This is a genomic window from Sphingomonas sp. dw_22 (genome assembly GCF_018449795.1).
Classification (GTDB): domain Bacteria; phylum Pseudomonadota; class Alphaproteobacteria; order Sphingomonadales; family Sphingomonadaceae; genus Sphingomonas.
This window is the reverse complement of record NZ_JAAVVE010000021.1, coordinates 1-18,112: the sequence shown is the minus strand read 5'-3', so window position 1 is coordinate 18,112 and position 18,112 is coordinate 1. Positions and strand designations below refer to the sequence as shown.

The window sequence follows — 18,112 nt, the reverse complement described above, 5'->3', positions numbered from 1 at the left end:
ATGATGAGGATAGGACGATGGACGGCCGGCTGTGCGCTGGCGGTGCTGGCGGCGGCAAGCGCGGCCGCGCAGGATCAGGCGCCGGCGTCCTCGGCGCCCGACGCCGAGACCTTCCGCAATCCCCCCGCCGACGCGCGTCCGCGCACGCTCTATTTCTGGATGAACGGCAACGTCACGAAGGAGGGGATCGACGCAGACTTAGCTTCGATGCGCGACATCGGGCTGGGCGGGGCGATGATGTTCGACGGCAGCAGCGACGTGCCCAAGGGGCCGGTCGACTATCTGAGCGACCAGTGGCTGGGCCTGATGACGCACATGGCCTCGAAGGCCGAGGAACTGGGCCTCAACGTCGGACTGCACAATGCGCCGGGCTGGTCGTCGAGCGGCGGTCCGTGGATCGCGCCTGCGCAATCGATGCAGCAGATCGTCTGGACCGAGACCCGCGTCGCCGGCGGTAAGCCGCTGTTCCTCAAGCTCGCCCAGCCTTACACCAAGCGGGACTATTATCGCGATGCCGCGGTGCTCGCCTTCCCGGCTTCGGACGGAGATGAGAGCGTCTATCGCGAATCAATAGCATCGATACGCGTCGGCGCGGCCGTCCCGGCCGGGGCACTCACCGATCGCGATCTGCATACCGGCACCGAGATCGCGCCGGACGCGCCGCTGATCGTCACGATGAAGGCGCCCTTCGCGGCCCAGGCTGTGACGCTCTATGGCGACAAGGATGCGCCGGGCTTCTCCGCGACGATCGAAGCATCGGACGACGGCACGGCCTGGGAGCGGATCGGCAAGGTTTCGGTCGCGCCGGAGCGCGGCATCGAATCGCCGGGCACGCTCAATTTCACCGGGGTCACCGCGCGGCAGTTCCGCATCACGCCCTCCGCCAGGGTCAAGCTTGCCGAAGCGCTGTTCCATGCGACGCCGCGCATCGACGACTGGGATCTGAAGGGCGAGCACGACTTCCAGATGCTGCCCGCGGCCGAGCATCATCCGACCGATCTGCTGGCCCGCTATGCGATCGATCCGGCCAAGGTGATCGACGTCACGGGCAAGGTCGATGGATCGGGCACGCTGCGCTGGACGCCGCCGGCCGGCCGCTGGACGGTGCTGCGCTTCGGCCACACCACCACCGGGCATCTGAACGTCGCGGCTTCGGATTCCGGGCGAGGCCTCGAAGTCGACAAGCTGAGCGCCTCGGCGGTCGACTATCAGTTCAACAGCAGCGTCGGGCGGCTGGTGAAGGCGGCCGGGCCGCTGGCCGGCAAATCGTTCGACTCGATCGAGATCGACAGCTTCGAGGCGGGCCTCCAGAACTGGACCGAAACCCTCCCGGCCGATTTCGCCAGGCGCAACGGCTATGACATGCTGCCCTATCTGCCGGCGCTGACCGGCCGGATCGTCGGCGATCTCGACGCCTCCAACCGGTTCCTGTTCGATTTCCGCCGGACGCTCGCCGACCTGATGGCCGACAATTACTACGGCCGGATGCAGCAGCACGCCAATGCCGCCGGGCTGCGCTTTCACGTCGAGGGCTATGGGCCGGGCGCGTTCGACGCGCTCCAGGTGTCGGGCCGCGCGCAGGTTCCGATGACGGAGTTCTGGACGCGCACGCCCTGGACCGACAATCGCACCGTGAAGATGGTCTCGTCGGCCGCGCACGTCTATGGCAAGGACGTCGTCGCCGCGGAGGCGTTCACCGGCGAACCGCAAACGAGCCGCTGGCTGGATTATCCCTATTCGATGAAGACGCTGGGCGACCAGATGTTCGCCCAGGGCTTCAACCAGATCTATTTCCACCGCTACGCGCATCAGCCCGATCCGAACGCGCTGCCGGGCATGGTGATGGGGCCGTGGGGCATCAACCTCGATCGCTCGAACACCTGGTTCGCCCAGGCCAGGCCGTGGATGGAGTATCTGGCGCGCGCGCAATATCTGCTGCGCCAGGGCAATTATGCCGCCGACATCGCCTATTTCGTCGGTGAGGAAAGTCCGAACCAGGCCGAATATGTGCGGCCCAACGTGTCGCCGGACACCAATCCGAAGATCGGCCAGTATTTCGATCCGCAGGTGCCGGAGGGCTATAATTACGACCTCGTCAATGCCGAGGTGCTGCTGACGCGCGCGCGCGTGGAGGACGGCCAAATCGTGCTGCCCAATGGCGCGCGCTATCGCCTGCTGGTGTTGCCGTCGACGCTCGACAGCATGACTCCCGCGCTCGTCGCCAAGCTGCGCGAACTGGTGGAGCAGGGCATGGCGATTCTGGGGCCGCGGCCGTCGCATTCGATGACGATGGCGGGCAAGGCCGATGGCGATGCGGCGTTCCGGGCCGCTACCCAGGCGATCTGGGGCGACGGCGGCGCGGACCGGCAGGTGGGCAAGGGACGGGTCTTTGCGTCCGGGCTGGTCGGCGACGCGCTGACCGCGCTCGATGTCGCGCCCGACGCGCAGTGCCGCACGGCCACGCCGGACGGCCAGGTGAGCTGGCTGCACCGCCATCTGGCGACAGGCGACATGTATTTCGTCGCCAATCGCCAGCGGCGCCCGGAAAAGGTGACCTGCACGTTCCGCGTGGGCGATGCCGCGCCGTCGCTATGGGATGCGGAAACCGGCACCGTCAGCCGACCGGCGCTCTATCGGACCGGGCGCGCGCAGACGCAGCTTGTGTTCGACCTGTCGCCGGCAGGCTCGACCTTCGTGATGCTGGACTCCAAGACGGATGGAGCGCGAGTCGACTGGGTTGCCAAGGACGGCGTCCGCTTCGCCGATCTCGGCGCGCCGCCGGCGGTGCCTGCCGCCGCGCCGTCGGACAGCTTCACGCTGTCGATGTGGGCAAAGCCCGACATCGATCTGCGCGTGATGCCCGACGAGGCGATAGAGGGCCGGATCAACGAGACCGGCAAGAATTATATCGTGCCGGCACGATCGGGCCGCGACATGCACGGTGAAGGCACGGCGGTGGCCGGACTGGCGCTCGGCCGCAACGGGGCCTTCGTGATCGAGCGCGTCTCGCCCGACAGCGTGCCGGCGGTGCTTGTGAGCCACGCGCCGGTTGCCGGCTGGACCCATGTCGCCCTGGTCTATGACAAGGGGACGCCGAGCCTGTATCTGGACGGCAAGCTGGTCCGCACCGGATTGAAGAGCGGGCGCACCGTCTTCGCGGGCGGCGGCGACGCGCCTTCGTCGAACGGCGTCACCTATTTCTTCGAGGGCAATGCCACGCCGACCCGCACGGTCGCGCGGGTGCTGACCCCGGTGGAGATCGCCGCCGAGGCGGCCGCCGGGCCGCCGCTGCCCGCGCTTGCGCAGACTCCCGCCGAGTTCACGCGCCGCGAGGACGGCAAGCTTGGTGCGCTGGCATGGGAGAGCGGCCGTTATGCCACGAGCGGTGGTGCCAGCTTCTCAGCCAAGGTGCCGGCACCGATCACCGTGGAGGGGCCGTGGAACGTCCGGTTCCAGCCCGGCCGGGGGGCGCCGGAACAGGCGACCTTGCCTAAGCTGGAGAGCCTCAGCCACAATAGCGACGAGGGTATCCGCCACTTCGCCGGCACGGCGACCTATGCGCGCACGATCGACGTTCCCGCGTCGCTGCTCAAGCGCGGCCGGCGCGTCTATCTGGATCTGGGGCGGGTGGAGGTGCTTTCGGGCGTCACCGTCAACGGGCACGATCTCGGCGTCGTCTGGAAGGAGCCCTATCGCGTGGACATCACCGATGTCGTCCGGCCCGGCGCTAACAGCGTATCGCTCGCCGTCACGAACCTGTGGGCCAACCGCATGATCGCGGACGCCGCGCTTCCCGAGGAAGGCAATTTCGTCGACGCCGAATGGCCGATCGGCGAGCGCTTCTCCGCCGATGGCAAGAAGACGGTCGTGATGGCGCGCAAGATCACCGAGCTGCCGGACTGGTACAAGGCGGGCAAGCCCAAGCCCCCCGGCGGCCGCGTGACCTTCAGCCCCTGGACTTTCTACACCAAGGACGAGCCGCTGGTGGATTCGGGGCTGCTCGGGCCGGTGCGGCTGGTGTTCGCCGACGAGATCGCAGTGAAATAGGGAAAGGCCTCAGCGGCGCTGCGATGCGGCGCCGTCGAGGAGCAGGGCCCAGTCGTTGCCGGGCGCGGGCGTGCCCGGCGGCGTGAACAGGCGATCGCCGCTGTTCGCGAAGCTGCCGATGACGCGCGTCTCGCCAGTGCGCGGCGAATACCAGGATGCGCGCACCTGGCGCCCGGCGATCACGCCCAGCCGGATGCGGAATGGGCGGCCGATATAGCTATAGGCCATCGCATAGCCGCGCCCGCGCGTCGCCAGCACGCGATCGTAGCGCGTGCCGTTGTCGAGGATCAGCGACGGATCGGGCACCCGCTCGAAGAAGGGGCGCGACAGCATCAGCGTCTTCAGGTGCCGCATCTGGTCCGCGCCGGGTTCATCCAGCGCGACATCCCAGCGCAGCTTCGCGCCATAAGCGGGGTTGTTCTTGCCCGGCACGTACATCTGCATGACGCTGTTCTCGCCATAGGTGTGCCCAAAGGCGCCGGCGAAGACCGCCCACCATGCGTAGCGCCGCACGTCGTTGGTCGTCCAGCGGGGCGCGTTGACGTCGTGCAGGCCGTGCGGGATGTTCTCGTAGGAAGGCTCGCCGTCCACGGTCGGCTTCCTCGGGGTGCGCGCCCAGTCCTCGGCGACGAAGCGCCAATTGTCCTCGCTGCGCGCGCCCGGATCTTCCTGATCGTAGCTCTTGTGGCCGGACTGGAACATGTTGAAGTCCAGCCAGGGCGCCGTGTGGAACGACCAGGAGGAATCCGTCCGTCCGAACGGATGGAACGTCACGAGATGGCGCGGATCGTAGCGCTTCAGCGTCCGGCCCATCGCCTGCCAGGTCGCGACGTTCTCGTCGCCCGGCGTGTCGCCGCCGTTCAGCCAGATGATGTTCGCATGGCGGCGATAGCGCTCGGCAAGGAAGCGGGCATAGGCCGGTGCCGTCTTCTCGTTGAGCTGGCCGCCTTTCGCGAGCGAGCCCCAGGCGGGGACGAGCGCGAGATAGAGGCCGTGCGCCGCCGCGCGATCGGCGACCCAGTCGAGATGATCCCAATAGTCATATTCGCCCGCGCGCGCCGGATTCGCGCCGGGTGTCGTACGAGGATGCGCGGGATCGGCATTTACGAGCGCGGGGGCATCGAAGCGGTTGGTCTGCTTCGGCGAATGCAGCACCATCACCTGGATGACGTTGAAGCCCTGCTTTGCGCGCTTGGCGAGATAGCGTTCGGTCTCGGCGCGATCGAGCCGTTCGAGCAGCAGCCACGCTGTGTCGCCCAGCCAGAAGAACGGCTTGCCGCCCGCGGCAAGATAATGGCCGTTTGCCGAGACCTGGAGCGGCGGAGTCCCGCCCTGCGCGAGGGCTGCGGGTGTCGCGAGCAATGCGGCGGCGACGCCCAGGGGACGCAGCGCGCGGATTACCACGGCTTCGACCGGGCTACGGAGATCCCCCGCACTTCGTTCGGATACTGGCCGCTGACCGCGCAATAGAAGTGATAGAGCGCGCCGTCGTGCCAGATGATCGAGGGCTTGTGCGCGTGGGTCTCATCCACGGTGCCCGGCGGGCCGCGATCGATCATGGGTTCGCTGACCTTTTCGAAATGGAAGGGATCCCGGCCGATCGCGAGCAGGTCGCGCGCGCCGCGTCGTGAGGTATAGCCGTAATAATACATCGCCCACATGCCGCGATACCGTAGCACATAGGGGTTGGCCGCGAAACGCGCGTCGTTCGAACCCGGCTCGCCGACCTTGACGATCGGGTTGCCCGGATGCCGCTTCCAGTTCTTGAGATCGAGCGACGTCGCGACGCCGATCTGTTCGAGCCACGGTGTGTCGTGCGTCTTGGCGTTGTAGAAGAGATAATAGGTGCCGCCGTCGCGGGTGAGGAACGACTTGTAGAGCCCGGCATGCTCCCAGGGCGCGCCGTCCTCGGGACGCAGGATTGGTTCGGGTTCGCGGCGCCAATGAATCAGGTCGTCGCTCCAGGCGAGCCCGATCACCGCGGGGCCTTCCTCCATCCCCGGCTTCGGATAGGCGTTCCAGCTCGCGACATAGCGGCCGCCCACCTTGATCGGCCGGCCCTGCGAATGGAGGTCGGGCTCGCGCAGGATCGAGGACATCGCGACATTGTAGCGCGTGATCGGCGAGGAGGGATCGCGCGCCAGGATGATGCCGCGCTTGCGCCAGTGGATCAGGTCGTCGGATTCGGCAAGGCCGGTCTGGTATCCCGTCCCGTCGAACCCGTAATAGGCCATGTAGAAGCGATCGGGCCCGCGAAACATCAGCGGCGCGTCGACGAACTGCGAGTCGAACGCGCTCGTGTCGCCGGACTTCTCGAGGATGAGCCGCCCGAGCTTGTAGGGGGTGCGGAAGGGCGCGGGATCGATCCCGCGCGCCTGCCCGAGGGCGGGCGATGCGATCAGCCCGACGCCCAGTCCCGTCAGCGCCTGCCGCCGCGAGACGAAAAAGTCCCCCGCGGCCGAAGCCGCAGGGGGAGGGGTGACCTTAGAGCGTGAAGCGGACACCGGCCATCACCTGGATGTCGTCCTGCTCCCAGTTGCCGCGCCGGGTGGGCACGTCGAAATACGTGTCCGTCTTGGCGCGGGTCAGGTTGCTGCCTTCCAGCGTGAAAGTGACCTGCTTGGTGATGTCGACGCTGAGCGACGCGTCCAGCCAGCCATAGGGCTTGCGATAGGTGGGATAGTTGCCCAGCGCCGAGCCGCTCCCGGTGATGCCGGTCAGGAACTTGTCGCGCCAGTTATAGGCGATACGCGCCGATACCGGTCCCTTCTCGTAGATGCCGCTGACGTTGAAGCTGTTCTTGGACAGGTTGCTCAGCGGCGCGGAGAGGCCCGCGAACGACGTCGTCGTGTTGCTGTCGACGAAGGTGTAGTTCGCCTGGACGCCGAAGCCGCTCAGCAGGCCCGGCAGGAAATCGAAGAAGGTCTGGCCGCCGACCTCGAAGCCCTTGATCTTGCCGTTGCCCGAGTTCGCGGGCCGCGTGATCTGATAGACGATGCCGTCGATCGTCTCCTGGCCGCGGCTCGACGACTGGATGAAATCCTCGACCTTGCGATAGAAGGCCGCGGCATAGACCGATCCGGTCGGCGAGAAATAATATTCCAGGCTGGCATCGAGCTGATCCGACTTGAGCGGGCTCAGGTCCGGATTGCCCGAGGAACCGGTCTGCGCACCTGGAACAAGCGTGAGGGTCGGGGCGAGCTGGCCGAAGTTCGGCCGCGTGATCGCCTGCGAGGCCGCCAGGCGCAGCTGCAGCTTGTCGGTCAGCTTGAAGCGGATGTTGGCGCTGGGCAGCGCGGTGACATAGCTGGTGTCCACATTCACCGGCGCGAAGCCGGTCTGGTCGAACACCGCCGGGTTGCTCGGGCTCGTGCCCGTGCCCGGGCGCTGGGCGAACGTGGCGCGATTGCCGACCACCTGCAGGCTGGTCTTGATGATGCGGATGCCGATATTGCCGTCCAGGTGCAGGCCGCCGTCATATTTGAACTTGGCCATGGCATAGCCGGCATAGGTCTTCTCGTGGATCGAGTAGATGCCGAGCGGTGTGACGGCGGGCTCCACGGCGATGCCCAACTGCTCGCGAACGCCGTCGAAATCGCCGCGCAGCTTGTTGAAGTCGGCGACGAGGAAGTTCTGGTCGATATTGGTCGAGCCGCTGAACATGTCGTTCAGCGGATTGGCGATGAACAGGCTGGAATAGGGCGCGGCGGACCCGCCCTTGGTCTGGAAGAAGCGGACCGGCTTGAAATCGGTCGTGCGGTCGGCGAGGCGGAAGCCGAAGTCCATCGACTTCAGGAAGTCGCTCTCGATGTCGAAGGAGGCATCGCCCCGGATCGCCTTCAGCTCACCCGTGTAGTAATTCTGGTTGAGGGTCATGGACCCGACGGTGAAGCTGTTGATATCGTTCAGGTCGATGCCGCTGATCTTCATCGTCGGGACAGTCGTCGTGATGTCCTGATCGATGCGCGGCGCAACGCCGGCGAGATCGAGCTCGGCATAATAGAGGGTATTCTTCGACTTCGAATAATTGACGTCGAGGGACAGATGCGCCGGCCCGGTATCCCATTTCGCGCCAGCCGAATATTGCTGGTTCTCGTCATAGGTATCGCGCGACACGCCGAAGGTGCTGAAGGGCACGTTCGCATAGGAGATCTTCTGGACGTCGTTGGTGCCCGGCGCGAGCACCGCGGTGCCCGGGATCGGATCGCAGCGCCGCGCGCCGCCAGCCGGCGTCGGGCAGTTCGACAGGGTGGTCGGGATGTTGAGGCCGAACTGGTTCTGGATCGAATTGAAATCCTGATAGCTGGCCTGGGCGTAGAATTCGAGATCCGGGTTCGGCTTGTACTGGATCATGCCGTCCAGGCCGATGCGCCGGCGGTTACCGCCGATCGCGGGCTGATAGGAGCCGTTGGGCGCGACCACCGTCTGGCCTGGGATCACGTCGTCGCGCAGCAGCGGCGAGCCGATATCGTTCAGGTCGGTCCCGAACGCGCGCTCCTGATAGGCACCGGAGATCAGGATGCCGAGTTCGCCTTCGCTTCCGACGTTCCAGGTGTTGCTAAGCAGCAGCGAGGCGAGCGGCTTCACCTTGTCGGGCAGGTCCGAATAGCGGGCGCGCAGGCTGCCGCTGACGACCAGGCCTTTCTTGTCGAGCGGCTTGCGGGTGCGCACGTCGACCACGCCGCCGATGCCGCCTTCGATCAGGTTGGCCGAGGGAGTCTTGTAGACGTCCAGCCCGGCGACCAGCTCGGCGGGAACGTCCTGGAGATTGAAGGAGCGGCCGTCGCCGGCGGTGAAGACCTCGCGGCCGTTCATCGTGGTCAGCACCTGGGTGAGGCCGCGAATCGCGATGCCGGCGCCTTCGCCGCGATCCCGCGCGACCTGGATGCCCGACACGCGCTGGAGCGCCTCGGCGACGTTGACGTCGGGCAGCTTGCCGATGTCCTCGGCCACGATCGAATCGACGATCTGGTCTGAATTCCGTTTGATCGACTGCGCGGAGCTGATGCTGGCGCGGATGCCGGTGACGACGATCTCCTGATCGACGGTCGCCTGATCTTCCGCTGCCGGCGGATTCTGGCTCTGTGCGTCTTGCGCGAAGGCCGTAGCGGACATGCCGCTGACGATTGCCAGGGTGGCAACGCCGGTCAGGGCGCGGGTGACAACTCGCATTCTATCCTCCCCATTGAGATTTTATTTTGTGGGGAATGTATATAATACTATTTTAGACAATCAACCCCGTTTGGTGCGGAAATGCGCAACCTGCGTCGATCCCGGCTCGCACGCGCCGATCCTTCTAGGACATGGCGGGGCGTCGAACGACGTTGGGGATCGGATTCGAGAGGGAGAAGGGCGGATCGCCGGTCCAGTGGATCGCCCCGGAAGCGCCGGATTCAGCGAATCGGCCGCTTCTCCAGCTTCCGCGCGAGCGTGCGGCGGTGCATGCCGAGTCGGCGAGCGGCTTCGGAGACGTTGAAGTCGCTTTCGGCCAGCGTCTTCTGGATGCGTTCCCATTCCAGCGTCTTGATCGAGGTCTGGCGCTGGGTGATCGGCGTATCGACATCGCCCGCGATCCCGCCGAACGCGGCTTCCAGATCGTCGGTATCGGCCGGCTTGGCGAGATAGGAGGTCGCACCCAGCTTGATCGCCTGCACTGCCGTCGCGATGCTCGCATAGCCGGTGAGCACGACGATGATCGTCTTGGGATCGCGGGCATGCAGCGTCTGCACGCAGGCGAGGCCCGATGCCTGGCCGAGCTTGAGGTCGACCACCGCGAAGTTCGGTGCTTCCACGGCGAGCAGCGCGTCGAGCTCCGTGGGATCGGCGGCTACGCCCACGCGATAGCCGCGCCGCTCGAACGAGCGCTGGAGCGTGTGGGCGAAGGCGGCGTCGTCCTCCACCAGATAGAGCAGCGGATCATCGGCCATCGCCATCCTCCGTGAGCGCGAGCGCCTCCAGCGGCAGGCGGAGCACGATCTCGGCGCCGCCTTCGGGCCGGTTGCGCGCGGTCATCGTGCCGCCGAGCTTGCGCATGACGTTGGCGACCAGGAACAGGCCCAGCCCGGCGCCGCGGCGCTGCTTGGTCGAATTATAGGGCGTGCCGATCGCATCGAGCATCGCCGGGGCGAAGCCGGGGCCGCGATCGGCGACGGTGACGGTCAGCGCATCCCCCTCGCGCGCCAGATCGACGACGATCTCCTCGGACGACGCCTCGACAGCATTGTCGAACAGGTTGAACAGCGCCTGTTGCAGCACGGTGTCGGAGGCGATCGGCAGATCGGGACCGAATGTGTCGCGATAGCGCAGGCCGGCAAAGCCCCGCGCCGCCTGCCAGTCGGCGGCGACGCGGCCGAAGAAACTGCGCACGCTGGTCGCGGCCGATGCCTCGCCACGCGCCTCGCCCGCTGCGAGCAGGATGCCGGTGACGATCGCCTTGCAGCGCTGGACCTCGGCCTGCATCTCGCGCAGTTCCTCGGCGAGCTCGGGATCCTCGGCGATCCGGGGCGAACGGCGCCAGTCGCCGAGGATCACCGAGAGCGACGACAGCGGCGTGCCCAGCTCATGCGCCGCGCCCGAGGCGAGTAGGCCGATCCGGACGATATGATCCTCCTCCACGGCCTGGCGCTGCATCGCCGCCAGATGCGCGTCGCGTTCGCGCAGATTGCGGTTGATCCGGGTGACGAACAGCACCAGCAGCACCGCGACGAGCGCGAAGCACACCCACATGCCCTGGATGTGCAGGCGGAACAGGGTGACCGGATAATCGACCGGCAGCACGATGGGGCGATAGAAGACGGTGAGCAGCGCGAAGGCGGCGCAGGTCACGGCGACCACCACCCAGCTCGACCAGCGCTCGAGCAGCACCGATCCCAGCACCACCTGGAGCAGGAACAGCGAGACGAACGGGTTGGCCGCGCCGCCGCTGAGATAGATCTGGACGGAGAGGCAGAGCACGTCGAGCAGCATCGCCGCGAGCAGGGTGACGTCGTCGATCCGCTGCCGCCAGCGCAGCCAGAACATGCTGAGGCCGTTGAACAGCACCAGTCCCGCGAGCACGCCCAGCATCGCCGTCATCGGCAGCAGGATGCGGAAGAGATAATGGGTCAGCAGGATCGTGAGGAACTGCCCGGCGATCGCCAGCCAGCGGAGCTGGACCAGCAGCAGCAGGTTCTTCGAGCCGGTCGTATCGAGCATCAGCGCGCGGCTCCGCGGGGCTGCGCGCGCACGAAGATCACGAAGGCGCCGGCGATCATCATCGCGAGCGCATACCATGTCAGCGCGTAGATCAAGTGGTTGTTCGGAAAGGCGATCACTGTGAGGCCGCCGATCGGGCCGCCCGGGGGGCCGGAGGCGGCGTCGGCATCGACGAAATAGGGGGCAACCTCGCCGAGCCGCTGCGCCCGTGCGATGGCGGCGACGTCGCGCGAATACCAGCGGCCGCTCGCGGGATCGTTCAAGCGGAGGAAGCCGCCGCCGGGCTCGCTGATGCGCAGCAGGCCGGTCACCGTAACGGGGGCTGCAGGCGGAGGAGGGGGCGTGCGGGTGGCGATGAAGCCCCGGTTGACCAGCGCGGTGAAGCCCTTGTCGGTCCGCATCGGCGTCAGCACCCACCAGCCCGAGCCTTGCTCGGTGCTCGCCTGAACCAGGGTCTGGGCAGGCAGATACATGCCGGTCAGGCGGATCCGGCGATATTGGGCGCTGGGGGCGTCGATGCCCGGCCACGCGCCGGGGCCGGGCGCCGCAACGGGCGCCCTGTGGATCCGCGCGTCGATCTGGGCGATCAGGTCCAGCTTCCATGCCCGGCGATGCACCTGCCAGGTGCCGAGCGCGACCAGTCCGGCGAACAGCGCCAGTGCAACCAATCCCGCCGCGATCAGCCGGGCAGGGGGGCGTGTCACCCCATCTGGTCCATGGCCTGGACGGTCGCGGGCATCATGTTGGTGTTCATGTGATACATTACCCACAGCGATCCGCTGAGCGCGATGCCGACGATGACGATCGTGAACAGCAGCGCCATCAGCGACCAGCCGCCCTCGGCGCTCCGGTTCATGTGCAGGAAGAAGATCATGTGGACGAGGATCTGTGCCACCGCGAACGCCATGATGGTCAGCGCGATCGCCTGGTCCGACATCGGCTTGGTCATCACCAGCCAGAACGGGATCGCCGTCAGTACGATCGACAGCAGGAAGCCGATCCAATAGCCGGAGCGCGAGCCGTGCGCTTCCCCGTCATCGTGGGAGTGGTGGGCGTGATCGCCGGCGCCGTGGTGGAGTTCGGTGCTCATCGCAGCATTCCCATCAGATAGACGAAGGTGAAGACGCCGATCCAGATGACGTCGAGGAAGTGCCAGAACAGGCTGAGGCACATCAGCCGCCGGCGATTGGCAGGGATCAGGCCCTTCATCTGCACCTGCACCATCAGCGTCACCAGCCAGATGATGCCGAAGGTGACGTGCAGGCCGTGGGTGCCGACCAGCGTGAAGAAGGACGAGAGGAACGCGCTGCGCTGCGGCCCGGCGCCCTCATGGATCAGGTGCGAGAACTCATAGAGCTCGATGCCGAGGAACGCGGCGCCGAACAGCCCCGTCACCGCCAGCCAGACCTGGGTCGCGCCCTGCTTGCCGTCGTTCATGGACAGCATCGCGAAGCCATAGGTGATCGACGACAGCAGCAGCATCGACGTGTTGAGCGCCACCAGCGGAAGGTCGAACAGCTCCCTGGGCCCCGGGCCGCCGGCATAGCTGGTGCCGAGCACGCCATAGGTCGCGAAGAGCATCGCGAAGATCAGGCAGTCGCTCATCAGGTACATCCAGAAGCCCAGCATGGTGCTGGAGCCTTCGGGATGCTCATGCTCGTCGACGAGGTAGAAGGTGTTGCGATCCGCGTCGGCGGTATCGGTCAGGGTCGCGCTCACGCCACGGCCTCCTGGTTGAGCAGGCTGGTGCGCGCATTCTCCGTGGCGATCACCTGTTCGGCGGGGATGTGGAAATCCCGCTTGTAGTTGAACGTATGGCCGATCGCGACCGCCAGGATGCCGACGAAGCTCAATGCCGCCAGCCACCAGACATACCAGATCATGGCGACGGAGAAGGCGACGCTCAGCCCGGCCAGGATTACGCCGGTGCCGGTGTTGCTGGGCATGTGGATCGCCTTGAAGCCCTCGGTCGGGCGGACATAGCCGCGCGCCTTCATGTCGGCCCAGGCATCGCCCTCATGCACCATGGGCGAGAAGGCGAAGTTATAGTCGGGCGGAGGCGAGGAGGTCGCCCATTCCAGCGTGCGGCCGTTCCACGGGTCGCCGGTCGTGTCGCGCAGCCGCTCGCGGTCGCGGAAGCTGACATAGAACTGCATCAGCATCGCGCCGATCCCGGCGGCGATCAGCAGCGCGCCGAAGCCCGCGATGAGGAACCAGATCTGGAGGCTCGGATCCTCGAAGGTGCGCAGGCGGCGCGTCACCCCCATCAGGCCGAGCACATAGAGCGGCATGAACGCGAAGTAGAAGCCGATCACCCAGAACCAGAAGGAGACCTTGCCCCAGAAGGGATCGAGCCGGAAGCCCATCGCCTTGGGGAACCAGTAGTTGATGCCGGCGAACAGGCCGAACACCACGCCGCCGATGATGACGTTGTGGAAATGCGCGATCAGGAACAGCGAATTGTGCAGCACGAAATCGGCCGGGGGCACGGCGAGCAGCACGCCGGTCATGCCGCCGATGACGAAGGTTATCATGAACGCGACCGTCCACATCATCGGCAGCTCGAAGCGGATGCGGCCGCGATACATGGTGAACAGCCAGTTGAAGATCTTCGCGCCGGTCGGGATCGAGATCACCATGGTCGTGATGCCGAAGAAGCTGTTGACGCTGGCGCCCGAGCCCATCGTGAAGAAATGGTGCAGCCAGACGACATAGGCGAGCAGCGTGATGACCGAGGTGGCGTAGACCATCGAGGTATAGCCGAACAGCCGCTTGCCGGTGAAGGTCGAGGTGACTTCGCTGAAGATGCCGAAGGCCGGCAGGATCAGGATGTAGACCTCCGGATGGCCCCAGATCCAGATCAGGTTCACGTACATCATCGGATTGCCGCCGAGGGTGTTCGTGAAGAAGTTGGTGCCGGCGTAGCGATCGAGCGAGAGCAGCGCGAGCACCGCCGTCAGCACCGGGAAGGCGGCGACGATCAGGATGTTGGTGCACAGCGACGTCCAGCAGAAGATCGGCATCTTCATCATGGTCATGCCCGGCGCGCGCATCTTGACGATGGTCGCGATCAGGTTGACGCCGGACAGCAGCGTGCCGACGCCCGCGATCTGGAGCGACCAGATATAATAGTCGACGCCGACGCCGGGGCTGTAGCTGATCCCCGAAAGCGGCGGCATGGCGAGCCAGCCGGTCTGGGCGAACTCACCGACGAACAGGCTCATCATCACGATCACCGCACCGGCGGTCGTCATCCAGAAGCTGAAATTGTTGAGGAAGGGGAAGGAGACGTCGCGCGCGCCGATCTGGAGCGGCACGACATAGTTCATCAGCCCGGTGACCAGCGGCATCGCCACGAAGAAGATCATGATGACGCCGTGGGCGGTGAAGATCTGGTCGTAATGGTGGGCGTTCAGATAGCCTTCGGACCCACCGAACGCCATCGCCTGCTGGAGGCGCATCATGATCGCGTCGGCGAAACCGCGCAGCAGCATGATGAGGCCCAGGATCATGTACATGATGCCGATGCGCTTATGGTCGACGGTGGTGAACCAATCGCGCCACAGATAGCTCCAGAGCTTGAAATAGGTGAGCGCGCCGAGCAGCGCGACGCCGCCGAGCGCCACGACGGCGAAGGTCGCGACGACGATCGGTTCGTGCAGCGGCAGCGATTCCAGCGTGAAGCGGCCGAGGATCGGGCTGACGGAAAGCGGGGAGGGGGTCATTTCAATGGCCATTTAGTTGGCGTGATGGTGCTGGGGCACCGAACTGGCCGGCGCCGCGGGCTGCGATTCGGACGCCTTCGGCATCGGCATGTCCATGCCGGGCATGTGCTCCATGCCGGCAGCATGGCCCGCGTCCTTCTGCATCAGATCGGACATGCACGGCGTGCCCGGCTTGACGCACTGGTTCGTCACCGCATCGAACAGGGCGGGCGCGACGCTGCCGAAGCGCATCACGGGGGCCTTCTCGCTCGGCTTCTCCAGTTCGAGATAGCGCGCGCGGCTGAGCTCGCCGCCGGCGGCCCTGGCCTGGGCGACCCAGCCGGCGAAGTCCGCATCGCTCATCCCGTGGAAGCGGAAGCGCATGTTGGAGAAGCCCGCGCCGCTGTAATTGGCGGAGAAGCCCTCATAATCGCCGGCTTTGTTGATGACGGCCTGGAGCCGCGTCTCCATCGACGGCATGGTGTAGATCATGCCGGCCAGCGTCGGCACGTAGAAGGCGTTCATCACCGAGGAGGAGGTCAGCCGGAAGGAGATCGGACGATCGACCGGCGCGGCCAGCTCGTTGACCGTCGCGATCCCGTATTCGGGATAGATGAACAGCCATTTCCAGTCGAGCGAGACGACCTGCACCTCCAGCGGCTTGGTGCCGGGGGCGACCGGCTTCCCGGCCGAGATCCGATCGAGCGGACGATAGGGATCGAGCAGGTGCGTGCCGGTCCAGGTGATCGCGCCCAGGCAGATGATGATGAGCAGCGGCGCGGACCAGATCACCAGCTCCAGCTGAGTCGAATGGTCCCAATCGGGCTCGTAATGGGCATTGGCCGATTCGCGATAGCGCCAGGCGATGATCGCGACGAGCGCGATCACCGGCACGACGATCAGCAGCATCAGCAATGTGGCGATGACGACCATGTCGCGCTGTTGCAATGCAACATCGCCCATGGGGTTCATGACGACCATGTCGCAACCGCCAAGTAGGGCGAGCGCGCCTGTGGCGGTGGCGAGTCGGGCGAGGAGTATGGCCTTCGGCATGGTGGCCCCGCTACGCATTTGCTGTGCACTGCAACATTGGACAAAATGTCCAATGTCAAAAACGGTACGAAAAGCGCATATGAAGCGTTGTTTGCCAGTCGCCCGTCAGGAAGTCCACGATCATGACCGCCAGCCTCGCTCCGACATCCGGCACGGCCGAGCGTGACGCCCGGGCGATCAACGCCCGCGAAGCGCACATCGCGCCCGGCGAGATCGCGATCGGCGTCATCATCGGGCGCACGTCCGAATTCTTCGACTTCTTCGTCTATGCGATCGCCTCGGTCCTGGTCTTTCCGAACCTGGTCTTCCCCTATGTCGACCGGCTGACCGGCACGCTGCTTTCGTTCGCGATCTTCGCGCTGGCGTTCATCGCGCGGCCAGTCGGGTCGCTGGTGTTCCTGTGGGTCGACGAGAAGATGGGGCGCGGCACCAAGCTGACCATCGCGCTGTTCCTGCTCGGCGGATCGACCGCGGCGGTGGCGTTCCTGCCCGGATATGAGACGATCGGCATCTGGTCCGCGATCCTGCTCGCTTTGTTCCGGCTGGGGCAGGGCGTGGCGCTGGGTGGCGCCTGGGATGGTCTCGCCTCGCTGCTCGCACTCAACGCACCGCAGAACCGCCGCGGCTGGTATGCGATGATCCCGCAGCTCGGCGCGCCGCTGGGGCTGATCGTGGCGAGCGCGCTGTTCGCCTTCTTCATCGTCACGCTGTCGAATGCGGACTTCCTCGACTGGGGCTGGCGCTACCCGTTCTTCGTCGCCTTCGCGATCAACGTGGTCGCGCTGTTCGCGCGCCTCCGCATCGTTTCGACGCATGATTATTCGGTGCTGTTCGAGAGCCGCGACCTCCAGCCCTCGGGCGTGATCGAGACGGTGCGCAGCGATTGGCGGACCATCGTGATCGGCGCGTTCGCTCCGCTGGCGAGCTTCGCACTGTTCCACATGGTGACGGTGTTCCCGCTCTCCTGGGTGTTCCTCTATACCGATCAGGATCCGGTGCGCTTCCTGATGATCGAGATCGTAGCAGCCGTGTTCGGCGTGCTGGCCGTGATCGCATCGGGCGCCATCGCCGATCGCGTGGGCAGGCGCACGTTGCTGGGCGTTTCGGCCGCGGGCATCGCCGCGTTCAGCGGATTCGCGCCGCAGCTCCTGAATGGCGGTGTCGCGGGCGAGCTGGCTTTCATGATCGTCGGCTTCATCCTGCTGGGCGTCTCGTTCGGCCAGTCCTCGGGCGCGATGAACGCCAATTTCGCCTCCGCGCGGCGCTACACCGGCGCTGCGCTGACTGCCGATCTGGCCTGGCTGTTCGGCGCCGGCTTCGCGCCGCTGGTCGCGCTGCTGCTGGCGAGCCATTTCGGGCTGCTGGCGGCGGGCGGCTACTTGCTTTCGGGCGCGGTCGGCACGCTGGTAGCGCTGTGGGTCAATAAGGAACTGGCGGGGCGCTGATCCGCCCGCATAGCGCGTCGGCCTGAGCGGCCGGCGCCCCCCTTTGGCTGTCTTTCGCTGAACTTTCGGTCCGCCCTTCCGGGGCGGGCGAGGGCTGAGCCGCATCCGTCTCGTCGCGTGGGCGGCCTCCCCGAGCCTTTGAAATCACTCCCTTCGCCGTTTCCGAACCCGGTGCCGCTGGGCTGCGGCAACGCAATTTTGGCTATTGCCTACGCTGGCAAAGACATATATTCTCATAATGTGAGACGCAATATCGACATATAATACCATATTGCAGATCCGTTACGTTTGAACTAGAAACGTCAAGTCGAATCGCGATAAAGCGAAGCATTAGACTTCGTGCGGCGACGCAGAATTAATTGTAGGACAGGATGGCTGTTAGCATTTTCGGGACAACCCATGGTTGTTTACGTTGCGTTGACTTTTTTCCTGTCGAGTTGATACTTGAGGGGTTAATTAATGACTGCGCAAAAACTCAAAAAGAATATATTGTTCGCGGCCGCTTCTTGTGGAGCGCTTGCTGTGTCGGGCCTGTTCTCGACCTATGCTTATGCCCAATCCACGCAGGCAGAGGCTTCGCCCGCCACCGACGATGCGGCGCAATCCGTTCCCGAGAGCGCAGCGGCCGACGAGCAGATGGACGCCGCGCCCGAGATCGTCGTCACCGGC

General features: G+C 65.7%; 12 protein-coding genes. 2 read left to right on the top strand and 10 right to left on the bottom strand.

The window, feature by feature from the left end:
• Nucleotides 1-3 precede the first annotated feature (3 nt).
• Nucleotides 4-4,047 carry a glycosyl hydrolase gene (locus HB724_RS11135; RefSeq protein WP_213981004.1) on the top strand — a complete coding sequence of 1,348 codons (4,044 nt, stop codon included), beginning with the start codon at nt 4-6 and terminating at the stop codon, nt 4,045-4,047.
• A gap of 9 nt (nt 4,048-4,056) precedes the next feature.
• On the opposite strand, the gene HB724_RS11130 is transcribed toward HB724_RS11135, so the two are convergent.
• From HB724_RS11130 to cyoA, 10 genes are all read right to left on the bottom strand, one after another.
• Nucleotides 4,057-5,451: a DUF4038 domain-containing protein gene (locus HB724_RS11130; RefSeq protein ID WP_213981003.1), complete on the bottom strand. Its 1,395-nt coding sequence runs from the start codon at nt 5,449-5,451 to the stop codon at nt 4,057-4,059.
• Complete coding sequence (locus tag HB724_RS11125; RefSeq protein ID WP_346344716.1) at nt 5,445-6,551, bottom strand: hypothetical protein; 1,107 nt, start codon at nt 6,549-6,551, stop codon at nt 5,445-5,447. Before HB724_RS11125 ends, HB724_RS11130 begins: the two co-directional genes overlap by 7 nt.
• Nucleotides 6,532-9,219, bottom strand: a complete 2,688-nt coding sequence (locus tag HB724_RS11120) for a TonB-dependent receptor (RefSeq protein WP_213981002.1) — start codon at nt 9,217-9,219, stop codon at nt 6,532-6,534. Before HB724_RS11120 ends, HB724_RS11125 begins: the two co-directional genes overlap by 20 nt.
• A gap of 221 nt (nt 9,220-9,440) precedes the next feature.
• Nucleotides 9,441-9,974 carry a response regulator transcription factor gene (locus tag HB724_RS11115; protein ID WP_213981001.1) on the bottom strand — a complete coding sequence of 178 codons (534 nt, stop codon included), beginning with the start codon at nt 9,972-9,974 and terminating at the stop codon, nt 9,441-9,443.
• Nucleotides 9,964-11,241 carry an ATP-binding protein gene (locus tag HB724_RS11110; RefSeq protein ID WP_213981000.1) on the bottom strand — a complete coding sequence of 426 codons (1,278 nt, stop codon included), beginning with the start codon at nt 11,239-11,241 and terminating at the stop codon, nt 9,964-9,966. The genes HB724_RS11115 and HB724_RS11110 overlap by 11 nt, the downstream gene beginning before the upstream one ends.
• Nucleotides 11,241-11,945: an SURF1 family protein gene (locus HB724_RS11105; protein ID WP_213980999.1), complete on the bottom strand. Its 705-nt coding sequence runs from the start codon at nt 11,943-11,945 to the stop codon at nt 11,241-11,243. The genes HB724_RS11110 and HB724_RS11105 overlap by 1 nt, the downstream gene beginning before the upstream one ends.
• Nucleotides 11,942-12,331: a cytochrome o ubiquinol oxidase subunit IV gene (gene cyoD / locus HB724_RS11100; protein WP_213980998.1), complete on the bottom strand. Its 390-nt coding sequence runs from the start codon at nt 12,329-12,331 to the stop codon at nt 11,942-11,944. Before cyoD ends, HB724_RS11105 begins: the two co-directional genes overlap by 4 nt.
• The gene (cyoC, locus tag HB724_RS11095) at nt 12,328-12,960 is read right to left on the bottom strand and encodes a cytochrome o ubiquinol oxidase subunit III (protein WP_346344715.1); all 633 of its coding nucleotides are present in this window, start codon (nt 12,958-12,960) and stop codon (nt 12,328-12,330) included. Before cyoC ends, cyoD begins: the two co-directional genes overlap by 4 nt.
• A complete protein-coding gene (gene cyoB, locus HB724_RS11090) occupies nt 12,957-14,966 on the bottom strand; it encodes a cytochrome o ubiquinol oxidase subunit I (RefSeq protein ID WP_213980997.1) in 2,010 nt (669 codons plus the stop codon). The genes cyoC and cyoB overlap by 4 nt, the downstream gene beginning before the upstream one ends.
• 12 nt (nt 14,967-14,978) lie before the next feature.
• Nucleotides 14,979-15,998 (bottom strand): ubiquinol oxidase subunit II, encoded by a 1,020-nt coding sequence (gene cyoA / locus HB724_RS11085; RefSeq protein ID WP_213980996.1) that lies wholly within the window; start codon nt 15,996-15,998, stop codon nt 14,979-14,981.
• Nucleotides 15,999-16,120: 122 nt separating this feature from the next.
• On the opposite strand from cyoA, the gene HB724_RS11080 reads away from it, so the two are divergent.
• The gene (locus HB724_RS11080) at nt 16,121-17,443 is read left to right on the top strand and encodes an MFS transporter (RefSeq protein WP_213980995.1); all 1,323 of its coding nucleotides are present in this window, start codon (nt 16,121-16,123) and stop codon (nt 17,441-17,443) included.
• Nucleotides 17,444-18,112 lie beyond the last annotated feature (669 nt).